Here is an 18,298-nt window from a genome sequence, read left to right on the forward strand (position 1 = left end):
AATTTTAAGCACCTATTATGTGAGTAGGCGGACTTAGCTATGCCAAAAAAAGGGCAAGAATCTTATAAATTATTAAAACGCCATATTTGTTATTACTTGGCTTCCGGTGTTGTTACAATGACAATGCCTGTATTCGTGCATGCCGAAGAAACGGCTGCGAGTGCGCCTGTCGAAGCTGAGTTTGATTCTGCTTTTTTAATTGGCGATGCAAAAAAAGTTGATATTTCTCGTTTTAAATATGGCAACCCTGTTTTACCTGGCGAATATAACGTTGACGTATATGTAAACGGTCAATGGTTTGGTAAACGTCGTATGGTGTTTAAAGCAGTAGATCCGCAACAAAATGCAGTGACTTGCTTTACAGGAATGAATCTTCTTGAGTACGGCGTTAAACAAGAGGTCTTGTCTAAACATGCTCCTCTTCAAAAAGAAAATAATACTTGCTACAAAATAGAAGAATGGGTAGAAAACGCATTTTATGAGTTTGATAACTCTCGTTTACGCGTAGATATTTCAATCCCTCAAGTCGCATTGCAAAAAAATGCCCAAGGTTATGTCGACCCAAGTGTTTGGGATCGTGGTATTAATGCAGGCTTTTTATCTTATAACGGTAGTGCCTATAAAACGTTTACTCATTCTAATGATAGAAATGAAACGTCTAATGCATTTATGGGTATTACGGCTGGACTAAATTTAGGTGGCTGGCAATTACGTCACAATGGTCAATGGCAATGGCAAGATACCCCTGCTGAAAATCAGTCTAAATCGAGTTATGAAGAAACCAGTACTTATTTACAGCGTGCATTCCCGAAATATCGTGGTGTTTTAACACTTGGTGATAGCTTTACAAACGGCGAAGTATTTGACTCTTATGGTTACCGTGGTATCGATTTCTCAAGTGATGATCGAATGTTGCCAAATAGTATGCTGGGTTATGCTCCGCGTATTCGTGGTAATGCTAAAACCAATGCAAAAATTGAAGTTCGTCAGCAAGGCCAACTTATTTATCAAACAACCGTTGCACCGGGTAACTTTGAAATTAACGACTTGTACCCTACTGGTTTCGGTGGCGAGATTGAAGTTACTGTTATCGAAGCGAATGGGGAAATACAAAAATTCTCTGTACCGTATGCATCTGTTGTACAGATGTTACGTCCTGGTGTAAACCGTTATTCACTTACCGTGGGTCAATTCCGTGATCGTGACATTGATCTTAATCCATGGGTAGTTCAAGGTAAATATCAACAAGGTATTAATAACTATTTAACGGGCTATACTGGAATTCAAGCTTCTGAAAATTATACAGCTTTATTGCTGGGTGCTGCTTTTGCAACACCTATTGGCGCTGTTGCATTTGACGTTACGCATTCTGAAGCTGACTTTGAAAAGCAAGCTTCACAGTCTGGGCAAAGTTTCCGTTTAAGCTATAGTAAATTAATTTCACCAACAAATACGAACTTAACACTCGCAGCTTATCGTTATTCGACAGAGAACTTCTATAAATTACGCGATGCCCTACTTATTCGTGATTTAGAAGAGAAAGGTATTAATACTTATGCTGCGGGTCGCCAACGTAGTGAATTCCAAATTACCTTAAACCAAGGACTTCCTGAAGGTTGGGGTAACTTCTATATGGTTGGTTCATGGGTTGATTATTGGAACCGTAGTGAAACCACTAAACAATATCAAATTGGTTATAGCAACAATTACCACGGTTTAACATACGGCTTATCTGCAATTAACCGTAAAGTTGAATACGGCGCAAGTAATCAGTCACGTGATACTGAATACCTAATGACATTATCTTTCCCACTGAACTTTAAAAAGAATTCAGTCAATGTCAACATTAGTGCATCTGAAGATAGCCGTACAGTGGGTGCAAGTGGCATGGTGGGCGATCGCTTTAGTTATGGTGCTTCTATGTCGCATCAAGACTATACAAATCCATCATTTAACGTAAATGGTCGTTATCGTACTAACTACACAACTGTTGGTGGCTCTTATAGCGTAGCAGATTCTTACCAACAAGCGATGGTGAGCTTAAGTGGTAGCATTGTTGCTCACTCACAAGGTATTTTGTTTGGGCCAGAACAAGGTCAAACGATGGTACTGGTGCATGCACCTGATGCAGCTGGAGCAAAAGTGAGCAATACGGTTGGTCTAAGCATCAATAAAGCAGGTTATGCGGTAGTTCCATATGTTACTCCATACCGTCTTAATGACATCACGCTTGACCCACAAGAAATGTCTAGCAAAGTAGAACTTGAAGAAACGAGTCAACGTATTGCCCCATTTGCTGGTGCAATTGCTAAAGTAGACTTTGCAACTAAAACTGGCTATGCAGTTTATATTAATAGTAAAACTGTAGATGGCAACAGCTTACCGTTTGCAGCACAAGTCTTTAACCAAAAAGACGAAGCTGTAGGTATTGTTGCACAAGGTAGTATGATTTACTTACGTACCCCACTACCTCAAGATCGACTCTATGTAAAATGGGGCGACGAAAGCAATGAGCGTTGTTCGGTTGAGTACAATGTAAGTAACCAGTTGCAAAACAAGCAACAAAGTGTGGTAATGACGGAGGCTGTCTGCAAATGAAAAGAATATTATTAACGGGTGCTCTATTTACCGCTGGTTTTGGTGTGTATGGTGAAGCAAATGCTTCATGCGTTATCGTTAATTACCAACCAAATGATGTTCGTATGGCCGTAGGGCGTGTTGTTGTACGCCCTAGCGACCCAGTGGGTGCAGTTTTAAGAAAAGCGACTTTTCCTATTACCAGTAGCGGTACGCAAGCGGTGTATTGTGATAGTAGGGATAGTGTAGTTGCTCAATTAACACAAGCTTACCCCTTAAGTTCCTTAGGCAATAGCATTTATACCACCAATATTCCTGGTATTGGTATTCGTCTATACCGTGAAGCAGACAATAGTACCAATTTTTCTGGTTATTACCCTTATGAACGTGGTGGTATTTCTGGTACTCGTTATTTGGCATCAGGTTATTTTGTAGTAGAAATTATTAAGATTGCTACGCAAACCGGCTCTGGGACCTTAGTACCAGGCAGATATAGTAGCTATTATGTTCGTGGCTACCCAAATCAACCTTTCTTAACAAGTACTGTTGATGCTAATGCAATTACCATTGCTTCGTCTTCATGTGAAATCCAAGGTAATATTAATAAAGTTGTACAGCTACCGACCGTTACAAAAGCCGGATTTAAAGGCATTGGTTCAACTCAAGGTGAACAAACTTTTGATATGAACATTCTCTGTAATGGTGGTATCAACCCTACTGGCTATGAAGAGAAAAACCTTATTAGTTTGACTTACGACTTTACACAAGACGGAACAAACAATCAGGTTTTAGCAAATACAGCTGCTGCTTCTGAAAAAGCAAATGGTGTGGGCGTTCAACTTTTATGGAATTATCAAAATAAAAATCAGGTCATTAAAAAAGGTGACAAATTAGCCTTAGGTACATTGTCATCTAATCAGACACTTCAATATAACGTACCGATGACTGCGCGCTATTATCAAACAGCAACTAATGTGACACCTGGTAAAGTTCGTGCCATGGCAACTGTAACTATTGAATATGATTAATCATATTCAATAGTTTGCAAACTTAACAATATCAATTACTTAAAAATAATAACTATTTCTTTATCAATACTTTCTAAGAACTTAATACTTAACTTGATAGGAATATCTATGAAAAAAATAGGTATAGTTGCTGTTAGTGCAATTACATTATGCTGGGCCATGTATGAAGTATCTTCTGATAATACCAATCCAGTACAACGTAATGAGTTAGGCCAAAAAGCAGTAACTAAGAACTTTTCAGCTAGTGCAAAAAACGAAAAATTTGCAACTCAAATGCTGTTAGCTCAAACCAAAACTATTAACTCTTCCCCAGTCTGCCAATATCACTTTGATGCGACTCAAGAAGATTATGATCTATGGAATAGTGAGCATCCTGATTATTTTCCTATGAAAATCTTTTCAGTAATCAATGGACAAAAATTTAGCTCTCCAGTGAATTCTAGGCTAGAAAATGAGTATGGCTATGTAGATTATATGGCTAGAAGTAAAGCTAGTCTTAACTTGGCTAATGATATTGGAGATTTCTCTATACCTAATACGGGTATTATTGCCTTTGAAATGGAGCTTAAAGTCCCAACAGTAAAAGTTGGTAACTCTTCCTATATCTCTAATATTGATTTTACTGGCGTAACAAATAATGGTTATACCGTTAGATCAAATTACGGATTTCATACCGGAACTTATGATCCAGATTTTGGTGAGAACCCTCCTACTTTAAATTATTCTGTAGCTTATCGACTGAGTGATAATAGTGGACCTGATCATCCATACTTCAAAAGCCAAAACATGATAAATAATACCAATGAATACCAACGTTTAGGCATCTACATCAACCAGAACACTAAACAGGTCGGCTTTATTTTAAATGGTGTTGATCAAGGCTATCAGTCTAATTTACCTGCTCCACTTGCGAATATACGTTTTTATGTCATGAGTGGTATAGCAATATATTCTGATCAACTCTTTGGACAAGAGTTATCTAATGAACTCATTACTGACCGAAATGCGCTACAGTTTAACTACCCTCAAGGCACAACTGACATGTGCGGTAATGCAATTTAAGATATAAAACTATAAGTCGTAAAAAAGGGCTGAATCACAGCCCTTTTTTATTTCATTTAGAAATGAATGACAGTACGAATCGATTTACCTTCATGCATTAAATCAAAAGCTGTATTAATGTCTTGTAGAGGCATAGTATGCGTTACAAACGGCTCAAGTTGAATCTCACCTTTCATGGCATCTTCAACCATTTTGGGAAGCTGTGAACGGCCTTTTACCCCACCAAACGCCGTACCTAACCATTTACGGCCTGTAACTAACTGGAATGGACGAGTTGAAATTTCTTGACCTGCCCCAGCAACACCAATAATAACGGATTGTCCCCAACCACGATGTGCGCATTCTAAAGCTGAACGCATAACGTTGACGTTACCAATACATTCAAATGAATGATCTACACCCCAACTTGTCATTTCTACAATAACTTGCTGAATAGGTTTATCGTAATCTTTCGGATTTAAGAAATCTGTGGCGCCAAATTGTTTAGCAAGTTCAAATTTATCAGGGTTAGTATCTACGACAATAATGCGTCCTGCTTTTGCCTGACGTGAACCTTGTACAACAGCTAAACCAATACCCCCTAAACCAAATACAGCAACCGAGTCACCTTCTTGTACTTTTGCAGTGTTATGCACGGCGCCAATACCAGTCGTTACGCCACAGCCCAACAAACAAACTTGCTCGTGATTCGCTTCAGGGTTGATTTTTGCTAAAGATACTTCCGCTACTACGGTATATTCACTAAAGGTTGAACAGCCCATGTAGTGGTAAATCGGTTCACCATTATAAGAAAAACGTGTAGTACCATCTGGCATAACACCTTTACCTTGGGTCGCGCGTACTGCAACACACAAGTTAGTTTTACCAGATTTGCAAAATAAGCATTCTTTACATTCAGCTGTATAAAGTGGAATAACATGATCACCCGGTTGAACGCTCGTTACCCCTTCACCGACTTCAATAACAACCCCTGCACCTTCATGCCCTAAAATTGCGGGAAATACACCCTCAGGGTCATCACCAGATAATGTAAAAGCATCGGTATGACATACTCCGGTATGAGTAATTTTAATTAAAACTTCTCCCGCTTGAGGTGGTGCAACATCCACTTCCACAATTTCTAAAGGTTTTCCTGGGGCAAAGGCGACAGCTGCACGAGATTTCATCTTTGGGTTTCCTTTAAATCATTCGGTATTTATAGTCGAGCAAATTAGATAATGTAACCGTAATACAAGAGCTTAATTTTGCTTAAATTAAAATTAGCTTTCATAGCAATCCATCACAGCATAGCCAGTCAATTACGTCTAAGCAAGCCTGTATTTCAAAAAGAAGAAGCCTCTTATGTTAAGAGGCTTCTTATCAAATCATTTATATATCAAACAATATATATTTACTTAAAGGTAAATATCCGGTGGATATGGTGTGTTATCACTAATAGGTGTATAGAGGGTATTCTCAACAAAGAATCCATCTGGTGCTTGAGTCATATCAATTGTTATTGAATCAAACATCACCTGTGGATAGGCCCATATAAACTGCTTCATCAACCCAAGAGAATTGTTGTTTTTCATATCTCCAAAAATTCGTTGCCAAATTGGTGTTCGATAAGGCTTGTTTTTATCAAAGCCATAGATATAAGCAATAGATGCATCTGGTACGAAACCAGATAAATAAGCGACTTTATTTGCAGGATAATTTAAATCTTGGGTTGGTATTTGAGAAACAGCCTGATGAGCTAAATCTAACTTAGCTTCTAAAAGCCAGTCGTAGGCTTCTGTCATGATGTAATCAAAATTTGGATATGAATAGTGTTCACTTGGATAGTTGATATAAGTTGCAAGAGTTTGTATTGGAGAGCGAATAGATGGGAAAAAGACTAATGGACATACTTGGGCATTTGCATATTTTGCTTTAATAACTGTTCGGATGTCTTGGCAGGTCTGGCCTAATTTATTTCGCAGCCAAGTTTTAAACTCATCATATGGCGTACCAGTTTTATTCAGTGCATCATAGATGGTTCCTAAGTCTGGAGCATACAAACCTGTATCTGCATTAAAAGCTAACTTCGTTGGATAGTCGTAAACGCATGGTAAATTCGTATCGGTGTTATACCACCACCACGGCTCACCAATTTGCATATTGACGTCACATCCACCGCTAACCATAGTATCTGCAAATTCAATAAACACTTTATGCAAATATGCCAAAGCATTTTGATCACTTAAACTAAAAAAATAGCTAGGCGGTTGATAGCCTGTTTTACCTAAATTACTGTTCCAGTCACGTTGTGCCCAAAACTCATTTGCTCCGAGCGAATACATTTCAAAACTCACCCCAAAAACAGGTTGCATATTTGCATTATGCAAAGCTTGAGCATATTTCTCGTGCCATATACGAGTACATGGATTAATTACATCTTGACCTGTGACTAATGTGTCAGGAATCTGGAATTTATTAATATCACTTCTCCAGATCATTTCAGGATAATGTGACATCCCACAATAGTGATTAATAAAACCGTGATATCCCAAAGCAGCCATGTTATCTACTAAGCGCTGAGGGTTCAGATCATAATGATCATCATAACTTGTACATAGGCCATAGTTATGTTGGGGTACAACGACCCTACTTAGATTTAACTTGGCATTTGCACCTGTAACCACCGAATTTGTAATACGGATATAGCCATCTTCTGCTTGGTTTAAAGGCAGTGAAGAGTGTCCGTTATAGCTACTGGTGAAACCTGAAAATGCAATTCGCTGAATATTTGTGATTGGAAAGCTATCTGTAGCCGAGAAACCAGCCTTTACCGTATCCCAATTGATGTGAATATGAGCAGATCTTGAAGATGGAACATCGGCGTAGTTGAATAGGACAATATAAGCAATTTTATCGACCCCATTCTCATTATAATAAACCGTGAGATTTGGAGTTAAGGACTCATTATTCAAAACGGGCATAGATGGTGACAATTCAATATCAAAATCCCACACTACACCTGAGTAGCTATATTGAGTTTCATACGCTAAAAATTTGTGGTCTTTAGAATCATAAGAATCCCAGCTAATTCCAACTAGATCTGTGGTCATGCGTGAGCGAAAAGATGCTTCAAAACCATTACCATAATTCGTAATTGCAAAAGACATGGTTTGTGGACCATCTACTCTCCAATAGCTTGGGCTGAACCGGTCAATAAGTATATTTTGAGTAATGGGTTGAGGTGAAACAATCGAATTATTTTGTGCATTTTCTGAATTATTAATCATGTCATCATGCTCTTAATGGTTTTAAGAAGTTTTATATTAAATAATAATTTTTTTTATATTGTTCAGATAAGTAACAATAGAGTCTAATCTATTAACAGTAGATCATTATAATTGTCTTTAAAATAATATGATGCTAACACATTATTTTAATTATAAAATGAAGTTTGCAATAAGGAGTAATTAATGCCAAATCTTACACAATTAAGCCAATTTAGAATATTGCTTATTTTTACTCCATTTATAACTGTATTAACTGCTTGTAGTGATACGGCATATTATAAAAATACTAAATTAGCAGTTATTTCTGCCTCTAACACAACACCTTACCCAGAAGCAGATACATATTTAGGCGAAAAACTTCAGCCAAATGAAAAAATGATGGCTCAAGAAATATCTAGTGTTATTGAAGAAGCAATTCGAAAAGACTACCCAGCTGGTAAGGCCTTACGAGATGCGCACCCTAAAGCACATGGATGTGTTCGTGCCGACTTTCATGTTCTTGAAAATATCCCAACTCAATATGCAAAAGGTATATTCATTCCGAATAAAAACTATCAGGCATGGATTCGCTTTTCAAATGCTTCTAATGATGCTTCTAGAGCTGACATTGAAAAAGATGCTCGCGGGATGGCTATAAAAGTTTTAGGTGTGCCTGGTCAGAAAATTTTGGAAAGTGAGAAAGATGCGAAAACTCAAGATTTTATTATGATTAACCATCCTGTCTTTTTTGTAAATGATGGGCAAAGATATCTTTCTTTTATGCATGACGTTAATAGTGAGAGTGTGATTAAAAAATTTCATATACCTTTCGCTTTAGGACTTAAAGGAACGGTGAATGCTTTAGGGGCAAGAAATTCTAAAATATCTAATCCGTTATATGCACGTTACTGGTCTATGGTGCCCTATCAATTAGGACTGGGTAATGAGCGCCAAGCTGTAAAATATTCCGTGAGAAATTGTTCTACAGTTACTAGTGCACTCCCTAAAAGCCCAAGCCATAATTTTTTAAGAGAGGCTTTAAAAGATACACTGCAAAAGCAAGATGTTTGCATGGAATTTCTTGTACAACCAAGAACCTCTACAAAAATGCTTGTAGAAGATGCAATGACTGAATGGAAAGAAAATGAAGCTCCTTTTTATCGGGTGGCGACTATTCATATTCCAAAGCAAAACTTTGATACGCCTGAGCAGAACGAGTTCTGTGAAAACCTTTCTTTCACGCCGTGGCATGCTTTACCAGAACACAAACCATTAGGGGCAATAAATAGACTACGTAAAATTATTTATGAAAACATAAGCAAAGTTAGACATGATATGAACTCAGCGATCAGACAAGAACCTTAGTCAATACTTTACAATGAATTACTACAAACGAACCGCTTATAAAAAGCAGTTCGTTTATTCGTAAATGCTTGTTGAATACATACGATATATCTACTTTCTACAAATTAGTATTTTCAACAATACAGCTTGGGCTGGCTAACAGCTTTTTTATTGAATAATCTCCCTTGCCTGTGTCTATCGTGATTCGATCAATAAAATCTGCTAACCATAAAATGAAATCTTCCTCACTTTTATAGTATGGAATTAAGCTGGTGCCTAGCCTAAAAGGTAACCCATCTTGAAAGCTAAGTACCGATCCACCAAAATCCAAAAAATTATATAAAAACTTTAATTCTGTTCCTGTAATTGCTTTTTTTATTTCTACAATTAAATTATTCAAATCTTTCAAATGATCATTTGAGTGAGCTTTATTAAAGTTTTTAGAAATTTTTTCTGCTAATAGTAAGTATTTTGGCATTTCTATCTCCTTATCAATTTTTTTATAAAATATGAGTATAAGTTTAATTTTTTATAAGAAAGTTTTTAGTTTTTATTAAAGTGTTATTTATTTTTAAAATTAATATAATTTTTATGTCATTTTAAGCTTTTATTATTTTAAAAGTGTGAACTGCTTTGAAATATATTCTGATTAAATTAATAGGTTTTATTGTTGTTATCAAGTTGAACACTTTAATAATTATAATAAATAAGCTCAACCCCTTTAGAAATTGAGCTTATTTTTAATTGACTTAAGATGCGTAAAGTATTTTGCTTTAATCCTAATTCATTTTTCGGGAAATACTTAATTTAAGCATTTCTCCAAATTTTCTTAATTCTCTAATCTGATTATGCGAAATATCAAAATCATATTCCCACATGTGTATAGAGAAAAATTATCGAAAAAAACCGCCCCAGAAGGCGGTTGCTGAATTTTGACAGCGATACATAGAAGTGTGGTGGAGACACTTCTATATTTCTTATAATGTTATTTTTCTTCGTTTTTAATTTTCATAAAATCTTCTGATTTAAAGTAGTTAATGATGAGTTCACCGCCATCTGCTGGCTGTGTTGGTATCGATGGGCTCTTAACACCATCACCTTCAGCATTAAACTTAAAATCGGGGGGAATAAATTTTGAAATAGGTGGAAGCTTGGTCTCTCCTCCTGTGGTCATTCTTTCTATAAATCCTGCCAACCATAAAATATATTCATCTTTATTTTTATAATTAGGCATTAAGCTAATATCAATTTTAACGGCGCATTCCTCTAATGGCTTTGTTAAGCATTCTTCAAAGTCAATAAAGTTATATTTTAGCTTAAATTGTGTTCCTTTGATTTCTTTACGGATTACGCCTATTAAGTTATTCAAGTGTTCGGTTGGAGTATCAGCGAAAAGGGCCTTTTCTTCAATTTTTTTATAAACCTTTTCAGCAATCATTAAATATTGTGGCATTTCCTATCTCCTTCCTATTTTTGGTAGGCTGCTCACTCAGCTTTTCAAGGAATTATGATAGAAATCATGTGTTGTAATGTAGTTATTATTAAACCAATTGTAAGTAGTGTGTACTTATGAAAATAAAACTTCTGGTAAACGACATCTTATAAAAACAAAGAGAAATAGGTTGCTGTTTTATCAGTAAAACTTATAAATTGTCGAAATATTTGTTTGCAGTAAAGTACATGCCCTATCATCAAGTTAATCGGTCAATATATAGATAAAACTGGCTTTAGTTCTCAATAACTTAAAAGCCAGCCTAGCTTATTTCAATAAGGAACTCAGCCAACCCTCTAAATATGCATAGTGACTCCAAGTTGAAAAGCTCGACCTGGTAGTGGTGCAATATATTTTAGAGGAGAATTTTGTGGTCGTGCTTCTTCATTCAGTAAGTTAGTGCCATTTAAGAAAATATCGAATGATGCATTTTTTAGATTCAATTTTTTATTTATCTTAAAATCAAGCAAATTGTAGGCAGGTAACGCAACTTCTCGAAAGACATTTTTACCTAAATATTCTGGCTCATCATAGTAAATACTTGAGACTCGTCCCGACCAAGAGTCCTGTTTCCATTCGAGATATGAACCATAACGATTTGTAGGCATATTCGGTAAGTAAATCCCATCATTAGATAACCTTATGCTTGAGGGATGAGTCGCCTTATTTTTAACTAAATCAGCTAACCCACCCACTTTGATCGTTCCAATTTTATTAAGATTAAATTCATAGCTTAAATCTACTTCAAATCCTTTAACTTCTGTATCTGTCTGTCTCCAGTACTTCAAAGGTAAACGATTTTGCATTTCTACCCCAGAATGAGTTAAATACATGTAATTCTTAAAATCTATTTGATAGCCAACAATTGCTAACTCAGCATTTTTCCAATTTAATAACATGCTTAATTCTAAATTTTTAGCTTTTTCAGGTCTGAGAGATTGGTTTCCTTCTTCTTGGGTCATGACAGAATAGTGAGCATTACTTGCATAGAGTTCATTAACCTCAGGGGCTCGTTCTGATATGGTGTAATTGGCTTTTAGATTTAAATAATTGTTAACCTTGAGGCCAGCTCCAACATAATAATGATTTAAATCATAATGTTGATCTTTTTGTTTTTTAGTGCTTGCATTTCTGGACAATTTAAAATCTTGATCTTGAATTTCGTGTTCAACTTTCTCAAATCGATACCCTGTATTTACATAGAATTTTTTAAAATTTAATTCTTCTTGTAAAAAAATAGCTTTATTAAAAGTGTTAACATTTGGCAAATAGCGTTCTTTACCGCTTCCTTCGATATCTCTATTTCTGATACTAAAACCAAGTGACCCCTTTAATTTTTTAAACGGTGCCTGTGACATTATTACTTCAAGTAGCTGATCACTAATCTTGTATTCATTTGCTTGTGTCGTACCTAGATACTCACCTGATTTATTGGAAAGCTGTTGAAGTCTTATGCTTATATCATTAAGCAAAGGAACTGGTTGTAACCATAAAGAATCTAAGGCAAAACGATTTTGTTCAATTTTGACACCAACAGGTATGGTTTCATATTTGTCTTGAAAAGATTGATTCTGCATTGAAAACCCAGGTACGCCGTACTCACTTTTTTTTCTGTCTGCGCTTAAACCAATGTACCCTTTGTCAAAAAAATAGGTTGTCCCTATTCCAGCACTCTCATTTTGGGCATAACTATTTCCTAATTTTTTATAATAATTTGGTGTAACGTCATTATTAACCTTCTTTATGGTATTTTGTGGGGTGTTAGGAATATATGCGGGGTTCTTGGGGTTGATATATGTTTTCCCTCCCCATTTCGATGTTGGCTTATCGGTATAAAATGAAAATTCGCCGTCTGCCCAATCCGGATTTTCAGTCATGAACTGATCTATATACTGTTGCGATGCTTTGTTATAAATCTTTTGAATTCTACTATCTTTTTGACAAGATTCTGCTAATGCACTATTGGTCCCGCCCATATTAAAAAAAACCTGATTTTCGCAGACGCTCGCTTTGCTATACCCCGGTATCTTATAAGATGAGATTTCCTGTTCTGAATATCTTAAGTTGGTTGACCAATGATTTTGATCATTGATATTCAAATTGAAACCTTTTGCATCTAAATCATTAAATCCTTTTCTATAAACGATATCCATATTGTGGGGTTTATCTTCAATTGTTTTAGATATCAAACCTGATTCTATTTGTACACTCCCTCCTATTGCACTTCCACCATAACGAACACTATTGGAGTTTTTGTTTACTATAATTTCATCAGTAAACAAAGGATCAAATGGGATATTAATATTTCCACTGATTGCATTCATTCCATTAATAGGTTGATCATTTTCCAAGACGAGAACTCTATTGCCACTCAGACTGCGTATCATGGGTGCACCGGAATTTGGTCCAAATGAAGTACTTTGTATTCCTGAGATATGTTTAAGTGCATCTCCTAAGGTATTGGTCGTATTAATATTTTCTTTGGTCACAACATTTGATTTTTCCTCTGATAAATTCGCCTTAAAAATAAGTGGTTTTAGACGAGTTATATTTTCTTCGGCCTGTACTTGTTGAGTTGCTAACAAAATTAAAGGTATAGCTGTAAACGATTTCATAAATTCCCCCTAAGCATCAAATGTTATGTTATAACATAACATTTGATGCTTAGAAAATTATTTAGATTTTCAGTTTTAATGGGGACTTCTACTAGACGAGGCAGTTATCAGTTCTTCCTTTGAGTAATATTTATGGTTATCGTTTTGAATGCTTTATTTTTCTAGTGGAGATTTCTTTTTACTTTAACAATCTTGTGTCAAAAATAGTTAAAAATAACCTTTCGGTGTAACTATAGATGGGAAAATTAAGGTTAAACATAACTATTTATCTTCATATCTGTTTGTATTTTATAAATAATAAAAAAGATTAAAATCATATATGCTTAGTTTACATCAATTATATCGCCAATATAGTACTATGGCCCTAAGCGCTTGGGGCTTTACGGATTTACCTTCTTATACAGATACATATGATCCTAATGAGAAAGATATAGTGATAAAGACAAATAATTGGTTGAATGACATTACCGCAGAAGAAAAAACGCGTCAGGGCCTTACAGCTTTTGTAGCTCTTGATGATGCATTTATGAGTATCGCTTCACGTATATATTTGATTAGAAACGCCAAGGAAACGATAGATCTACAATATTATATTTGGACCAATGATTTTGTGGGTAACCTCATCTTGCATGAACTGCTTAAGGCCGCAGATCGGGGTATTAAAGTCCGCTTATTAATTGATGATCAAAATGGCATAAAGCTAGACGGTATATTAAGAAGTCTTTTACAGCATTCCAACTTTGAAATTAAATTATTTAATCCCTATAAATTTAGATACTTACGTGTTTTTGACTATCTTTTTCGCTTCAAAAAAGTGAATCACCGCATGCACAACAAGCTCATTATTGCGGATGCCTCGATAGCAGTAACAGGCGGTAGAAATATTAGTAGTGAATACTTTGAAGCAAGTAGTAAGTTTCAGTTTACAGACTTGGATATCTTGTTTTACGGAGATGCGGTACGGCATGCTCAAGCTGTATTTAATGATTTTTGGGAAAGTACCTTAAGTGTAAATGCGACTGACATTATTGGAACTTGTGCTGAGCATCATTTAAAGGCTTTGAGAGAACATTATGAGCAATTGCACCATGAAAACCATAGCTTAACTGAAGATAAGCTATACGATGCTCAAAGTTACTTAAAAGAGCTTTTAGAGCACAATCCTATTCAATGGTCTAAAGCGCATTTTGTTGCGGACTCTCCAAAGAAAATTTTAGGTACAGCCACTGAAAATGAAATGCTTTATGGGCAAGTTATGTCTATTATGGGTAAACCTAAAGAGCATTTAGAATTAGTTTCTGCTTATTTTGTACCTACCCAACAAGGTACTTATTATCTAAAGCAACTAAGAGTTGAAGGGATTAAAATTCGTGCTTTAACAAACTCATTTGCTGCGAACGATGTTGCAATTGTTCATGCCTTTTATAGTCAATATCGCGTAGAAATGCTTAAAAATGGCATTGAGCTTTATGAGTTTAAACCTGTTTTGGAACGGCGCCGTAGAACATGGTATGAAGTCGTAACGGGTAGTGTAATTCCTGCGAAAGGCAAAAATAAGTCAAGTTTGCATGCTAAATTTTTTGATGTAGATGGCAAAGTATTTATCGGATCATTTAACTTTGACCCCCGCTCTACTTATTTAAACACTGAAGTCGGCTTAGTGATCGAATCTAACCAATTACAAGACCAGATTTCAATTATGTTAGACCAACATTTACCGCAAGTGGCCTATCAACTTAAACTCAATAGCCAAGGGCAAATTATTTGGCTGGATTATCAGTCAAATGGACAAATCGTTGAACATGATAAAGACCCTGGTACGAGTCGTTTCCAAAGAACAATGATCAAAGCTGTTTCTTATTTGCCGATCGAGTGGATGATGTAATTATGAATATTACAGGAAACCTATTTCCTTAAAGAATCTTTGGTAGGCATCTGCTTTCTTCTCGAGTGCTAATGGATATGCTCTTGATGAAGATGGTAAACGATATAAGTCGATATTACGCTCAGCAAAATAAGTCGATGTAGAGGCTCCAATAGACGGTTTTTCCGTATTTTCAGGTAAAACAGAGATTAAGGTATCTGTGGCTTTATCACCGGTAGTCATAATGGTCTGACATAACGGAATTTGCTGAAGTAGAACGGCCAAATCTGTTGGAGTGACAATTTCAAGAAATTTGTCAGAAGCATTACCTTTTAGGCGTTTAATTTGATAAGCCGTATCAAAAATAGCAATTCCCGTTTCAATTAAAAAGTTTCGGATAAGTTCTTCATTAAAATTTTTCTGATTTTCAGTTAAAAAATGGGTCTTATCTTGAAAGAAGATTAAGCCAAAAATTCTCCACATATCGTTTTGGAAATTTGGATAGTAAAAGTCCATTTTCCATTTATTACGTGGTGGTGGGAAACTCCCTAGCATTAATAGACGAGCATTTTCAGGTAAAAATGGTTGTAGTGGATGGGTTTCTATCTCAATTATCATAAAAAATCGGTATTTACTTCAAAATTTATAAATAACTTAACGCATTTTTAAATTAATCACGAGTCAAGAAATGCAAATTCTTTTAATTAAACGTGTGAAGGCGAAACGTTTTTATCGTTTCGCCTCAATGATTTCTAGGAGTACTAAGAGTTGAGTACTTTAAAGACTTTCCCCGTTCTAGGATGAGCGAAAGTATTATCTTGATCTAAATTAATGACTTTATCTGAAATGACAATCTTGGAAAGTGGTAGCCAATTTTGCTCTGTTTCAGAAGAAGCCAGACTTTTCTCAAAGGCATTTTCAAAAATTTGCTCAACGACAATTTGCATACCACACATACTCTTTGCATTAACTTCTTTTAAAATATGGCGCTTGGACATTTTAATCTCCATTTTTTTATTCTTAACGTAAAAAATGATAAAGAGTGTTTTGCTACAGTATGTAAAATTTAGCATTTGAAGTGTTTTTTTTGTTTTAAAAATATTTGTAGCTTAATTAAATGAATAGTGAAATAAATATTTAAATTAAACATTTTTAAATTTACTTATCAAACTAATAATTATTTTAGAAAAAGTTAATTTATTTAAAATGAAATTTTAAAGGGGCCAGTTATGAACCCCTCTTTATTTAGCTTTAGACCTGAACAGCATTATCCAGCGAACTATCATCTTTAATTTTATTATTATCCTTACTAATCAATGAGTCAGAATCACTGTCGGTACTAAAGCTTTTACTGTTTTTTTGCTTTTTCTTGTACACACACATACCAATCGCAATACCTGTTCCTAATACTAAAATTGACTTTAACATATTGCACCTCTTCGATTGACGGAGAAACTTTTGAGAAATCAACTTAAATTAATAGCACATTCTTTGTTATTTATGGGCTATCATTTGCTCCGCTTTTGTAATGTATTTAATTTTTATGTTAATTAAAGCGTATAACTATCTAAAATATAAATTTTGATACAAAGCAAAAAGCCTATTCTATAAAAGAATAGGCTTTTTACTGTATTTCAGGATTAAGCAGTATTATTAATTGCTTTAAGCAATTTTATTTATCTTTAAATACAATTCCAATGTATTTAATGCTGAACTTTTAGTCAAGATGGGAAAGCGATGATTTGCAATTAATTAGTCATTCCTGTGATGAATTTCTCATTTTTTATTTGAGCAAAAGAAAACGCCCATTTCTACTTCTCATAAAGAAATGGGCGTAAGTGAAAACCACTAAAGACCTGAAATACCAAATGTTCTTACATTTAGTATTTTAATTTTAGTTAAAAAAGTGAATGAATAACAATTAAACCAACTGTACTTTTTTTAGTCATTTCGGCCAATAAAAAACCTAAAATAATTCGTTATTTTCAATATGTTTGTTTATAAATTACTGACCAAGAATACGATTTAGCACAGTTAACCAGTTAGAAAAGCAAATTTTCTCTATAAGGACGTTTGGATAATGCCGCTTTTGCATTCTTTCAATAAGAGTTTGTAACCCACCTACATCTTCAATTTCATGACTAATCAGCGCTCCATCAAAGTCAGAGCCCAAACCAACATGATCTTCCCCCATTTGATCTATTAAATATTCTAGATGTTCTAAAATGACATCAATAGGTGTGTTTGCATCACGCTGCCCATCTTTACGTAAGAATGCGACATCAAAGTTCACTCCAACTATGCCTTTAGAGTCTCTAATTGCCATGAGTTGAATATCTGTCAAATTTCTAGCTTGTGGGCATAAGGTATGAACATTCGAGTGAGTGGCGACAATTGGCTGTTGAAGAATGTTAGCAGTATCCCAAAAAGCGCGTTCATTCATATGGGAAACGTCAACTACCATTTTTTTATCAGCACAGCGCTTTATAAATGCTTTGCCCTCGTGTGTAAGACCTGCACCCGTATCAGGTGAATGAGGGAACTTTGCGTTTAAACCATGACCAAATTGACTTGGCCTGTTCCATAGCGGCCCAATACTACGAAGTCCTGCCTCATAAAATACATCGAGTAAATCTGGATTGCGTTGTAATGCTTCGGCACCTTCCATATGCAGTACCATAGCTAACTTATGTTTTGCTATGCTGTTCTGAATATCCTGAACAGTTGTGCAAATTTGAATATCGTTAGAATACTCGACAAGTTGTTTTGCGATTTCGAGTTGTTCTAAACAGATTTGTTCAATTTGCTGTTGTGTGAAGTCAGATGAAGTTTGATCAAAAAGCTTATAAGGATGCTGCTGCTGAACATAGGCAAAAGGTGGCAAGAAAATAGCAAACATTCCACCAACAAAACCTGCTTCTTGACAGCGTTTTAAATCGAGATGCCCCGCTAAGCGCTCTTGAATAAAAGCTTGAGCAGGATTGCTATGATCGCTTAACCATAAACGTGTTAGTGCGTCATTATGGCCATCAAAAACAGGGATTGTGCTGTCGTTCATGTCTACTAACTCA

General features: G+C 35.4%; 14 protein-coding genes. 5 read left to right on the plus strand and 9 right to left on the minus strand.

Going from position 1 to position 18,298, the window contains the following annotated elements:
• The first annotated feature begins 39 nt into the window (after positions 1–39).
• From ABLB96_RS11580 to ABLB96_RS11590, 3 genes are all read left to right on the plus strand, one after another.
• A complete protein-coding gene (locus ABLB96_RS11580) occupies positions 40–2,598 on the plus strand; it encodes a fimbria/pilus outer membrane usher protein (protein WP_348897480.1) in 2,559 nt (852 codons plus the stop codon).
• Positions 2,595–3,605: a fimbrial protein gene (locus tag ABLB96_RS11585; protein WP_348897477.1), complete on the plus strand. Its 1,011-nt coding sequence runs from the start codon at positions 2,595–2,597 to the stop codon at positions 3,603–3,605. Before ABLB96_RS11580 ends, ABLB96_RS11585 begins: the two co-directional genes overlap by 4 nt.
• Before the next feature lie 108 nt (positions 3,606–3,713).
• Positions 3,714–4,667, plus strand: coding sequence for a DUF4882 domain-containing protein (locus ABLB96_RS11590; protein ID WP_348897475.1), 954 nt, complete (start codon positions 3,714–3,716; stop codon positions 4,665–4,667).
• Positions 4,668–4,723: 56 nt separating this feature from the next.
• Here ABLB96_RS11590 and ABLB96_RS11595 read toward each other — a convergent pair whose 3' ends face one another.
• Together ABLB96_RS11595 and ABLB96_RS11600 are read right to left on the minus strand one after the other, a co-directional pair.
• The gene (locus ABLB96_RS11595) at positions 4,724–5,833 is read right to left on the minus strand and encodes an S-(hydroxymethyl)glutathione dehydrogenase/class III alcohol dehydrogenase (protein ID WP_348897473.1); all 1,110 of its coding nucleotides are present in this window, start codon (positions 5,831–5,833) and stop codon (positions 4,724–4,726) included.
• A gap of 228 nt (positions 5,834–6,061) precedes the next feature.
• Positions 6,062–7,933: a phage capsid protein gene (locus tag ABLB96_RS11600; RefSeq protein WP_348897471.1), complete on the minus strand. Its 1,872-nt coding sequence runs from the start codon at positions 7,931–7,933 to the stop codon at positions 6,062–6,064.
• A gap of 183 nt (positions 7,934–8,116) precedes the next feature.
• On the opposite strand from ABLB96_RS11600, the gene ABLB96_RS11605 reads away from it, so the two are divergent.
• Complete coding sequence (locus ABLB96_RS11605; protein ID WP_348897470.1) at positions 8,117–9,277, plus strand: catalase family protein; 1,161 nt, start codon at positions 8,117–8,119, stop codon at positions 9,275–9,277.
• A 97-nt stretch (positions 9,278–9,374) separates the two neighbouring features.
• On the opposite strand, the gene ABLB96_RS11610 is transcribed toward ABLB96_RS11605, so the two are convergent.
• From ABLB96_RS11610 to ABLB96_RS11620, 3 genes are all read right to left on the minus strand, one after another.
• Positions 9,375–9,734 carry a hypothetical protein gene (locus ABLB96_RS11610; protein ID WP_348897468.1) on the minus strand — a complete coding sequence of 120 codons (360 nt, stop codon included), beginning with the start codon at positions 9,732–9,734 and terminating at the stop codon, positions 9,375–9,377.
• Positions 9,735–10,241: 507 nt separating this feature from the next.
• Positions 10,242–10,709, minus strand: coding sequence for a hypothetical protein (locus ABLB96_RS11615; RefSeq protein WP_348897466.1), 468 nt, complete (start codon positions 10,707–10,709; stop codon positions 10,242–10,244).
• 335 nt (positions 10,710–11,044) lie between these two features.
• Entirely contained in the window at positions 11,045–13,363 is a 2,319-nt protein-coding gene (locus ABLB96_RS11620) for a TonB-dependent receptor (RefSeq protein WP_348897464.1), read from the minus strand.
• Positions 13,364–13,721: 358 nt separating this feature from the next.
• On the opposite strand from ABLB96_RS11620, the gene ABLB96_RS11625 reads away from it, so the two are divergent.
• Entirely contained in the window at positions 13,722–15,248 is a 1,527-nt protein-coding gene (locus ABLB96_RS11625) for a phospholipase D family protein (protein WP_348897542.1), read from the plus strand.
• A 9-nt stretch (positions 15,249–15,257) separates the two neighbouring features.
• Here the strand turns inward: ABLB96_RS11625 and ABLB96_RS11630 are convergent, their stop codons facing one another.
• The 4 genes from ABLB96_RS11630 to ABLB96_RS11645 all read right to left on the minus strand — a co-directional run bounded on the left by ABLB96_RS11630 (position 15,258) and on the right by ABLB96_RS11645 (position 18,285).
• Positions 15,258–15,845 carry a uracil-DNA glycosylase family protein gene (locus ABLB96_RS11630; RefSeq protein ID WP_348897462.1) on the minus strand — a complete coding sequence of 196 codons (588 nt, stop codon included), beginning with the start codon at positions 15,843–15,845 and terminating at the stop codon, positions 15,258–15,260.
• 143 nt (positions 15,846–15,988) lie between these two features.
• A complete protein-coding gene (locus ABLB96_RS11635; protein ID WP_348897460.1) occupies positions 15,989–16,225 on the minus strand; it encodes a hypothetical protein in 237 nt (78 codons plus the stop codon).
• Positions 16,226–16,478: 253 nt separating this feature from the next.
• On the minus strand, positions 16,479–16,655 hold the full coding sequence (locus ABLB96_RS11640; RefSeq protein WP_348897684.1) for a hypothetical protein: 177 nt from the start codon (positions 16,653–16,655) through the stop codon (positions 16,479–16,481).
• 577 nt (positions 16,656–17,232) lie between these two features.
• A complete protein-coding gene (locus tag ABLB96_RS11645) occupies positions 17,233–18,285 on the minus strand; it encodes a dipeptidase (RefSeq protein ID WP_348897686.1) in 1,053 nt (350 codons plus the stop codon).
• Positions 18,286–18,298: the final 13 nt, after the last annotated feature.

Source organism: Acinetobacter sp. XH1741, from assembly GCF_041021895.1.
Lineage (GTDB): Bacteria > Pseudomonadota > Gammaproteobacteria > Pseudomonadales > Moraxellaceae > Acinetobacter.

What these genes read in the sequence shown, in the direction of transcription:
- ABLB96_RS11640 (WP_348897684.1), bottom strand. Translation starts at nt 16,655, where the DNA reads ATGTTAAAGTCAATTTTAGTATTAGGAACAGGTATTGCGATTGGTATG.
- ABLB96_RS11600 (WP_348897471.1), bottom strand. Translation starts at nt 7,933, where the DNA reads ATGATTAATAATTCAGAAAATGCACAAAATAATTCGATTGTTTCACCT.
- ABLB96_RS11590 (WP_348897475.1), top strand. Translation starts at nt 3,714, where the DNA reads ATGAAAAAAATAGGTATAGTTGCTGTTAGTGCAATTACATTATGCTGG.
- ABLB96_RS11585 (WP_348897477.1), top strand. Translation starts at nt 2,595, where the DNA reads ATGAAAAGAATATTATTAACGGGTGCTCTATTTACCGCTGGTTTTGGT.
- ABLB96_RS11610 (WP_348897468.1), bottom strand. Translation starts at nt 9,734, where the DNA reads ATGCCAAAATACTTACTATTAGCAGAAAAAATTTCTAAAAACTTTAAT.
- ABLB96_RS11620 (WP_348897464.1), bottom strand. Translation starts at nt 13,363, where the DNA reads ATGAAATCGTTTACAGCTATACCTTTAATTTTGTTAGCAACTCAACAA.
- ABLB96_RS11595 (WP_348897473.1), bottom strand. Translation starts at nt 5,833, where the DNA reads ATGAAATCTCGTGCAGCTGTCGCCTTTGCCCCAGGAAAACCTTTAGAA.
- ABLB96_RS11580 (WP_348897480.1), top strand. Translation starts at nt 40, where the DNA reads ATGCCAAAAAAAGGGCAAGAATCTTATAAATTATTAAAACGCCATATT.
- ABLB96_RS11645 (WP_348897686.1), bottom strand. Translation starts at nt 18,285, where the DNA reads ATGAACGACAGCACAATCCCTGTTTTTGATGGCCATAATGACGCACTA.
- ABLB96_RS11630 (WP_348897462.1), bottom strand. Translation starts at nt 15,845, where the DNA reads ATGATAATTGAGATAGAAACCCATCCACTACAACCATTTTTACCTGAA.
- ABLB96_RS11605 (WP_348897470.1), top strand. Translation starts at nt 8,117, where the DNA reads ATGCCAAATCTTACACAATTAAGCCAATTTAGAATATTGCTTATTTTT.
- ABLB96_RS11615 (WP_348897466.1), bottom strand. Translation starts at nt 10,709, where the DNA reads ATGCCACAATATTTAATGATTGCTGAAAAGGTTTATAAAAAAATTGAA.
- ABLB96_RS11635 (WP_348897460.1), bottom strand. Translation starts at nt 16,225, where the DNA reads ATGTCCAAGCGCCATATTTTAAAAGAAGTTAATGCAAAGAGTATGTGT.
- ABLB96_RS11625 (WP_348897542.1), top strand. Translation starts at nt 13,722, where the DNA reads ATGGCCCTAAGCGCTTGGGGCTTTACGGATTTACCTTCTTATACAGAT.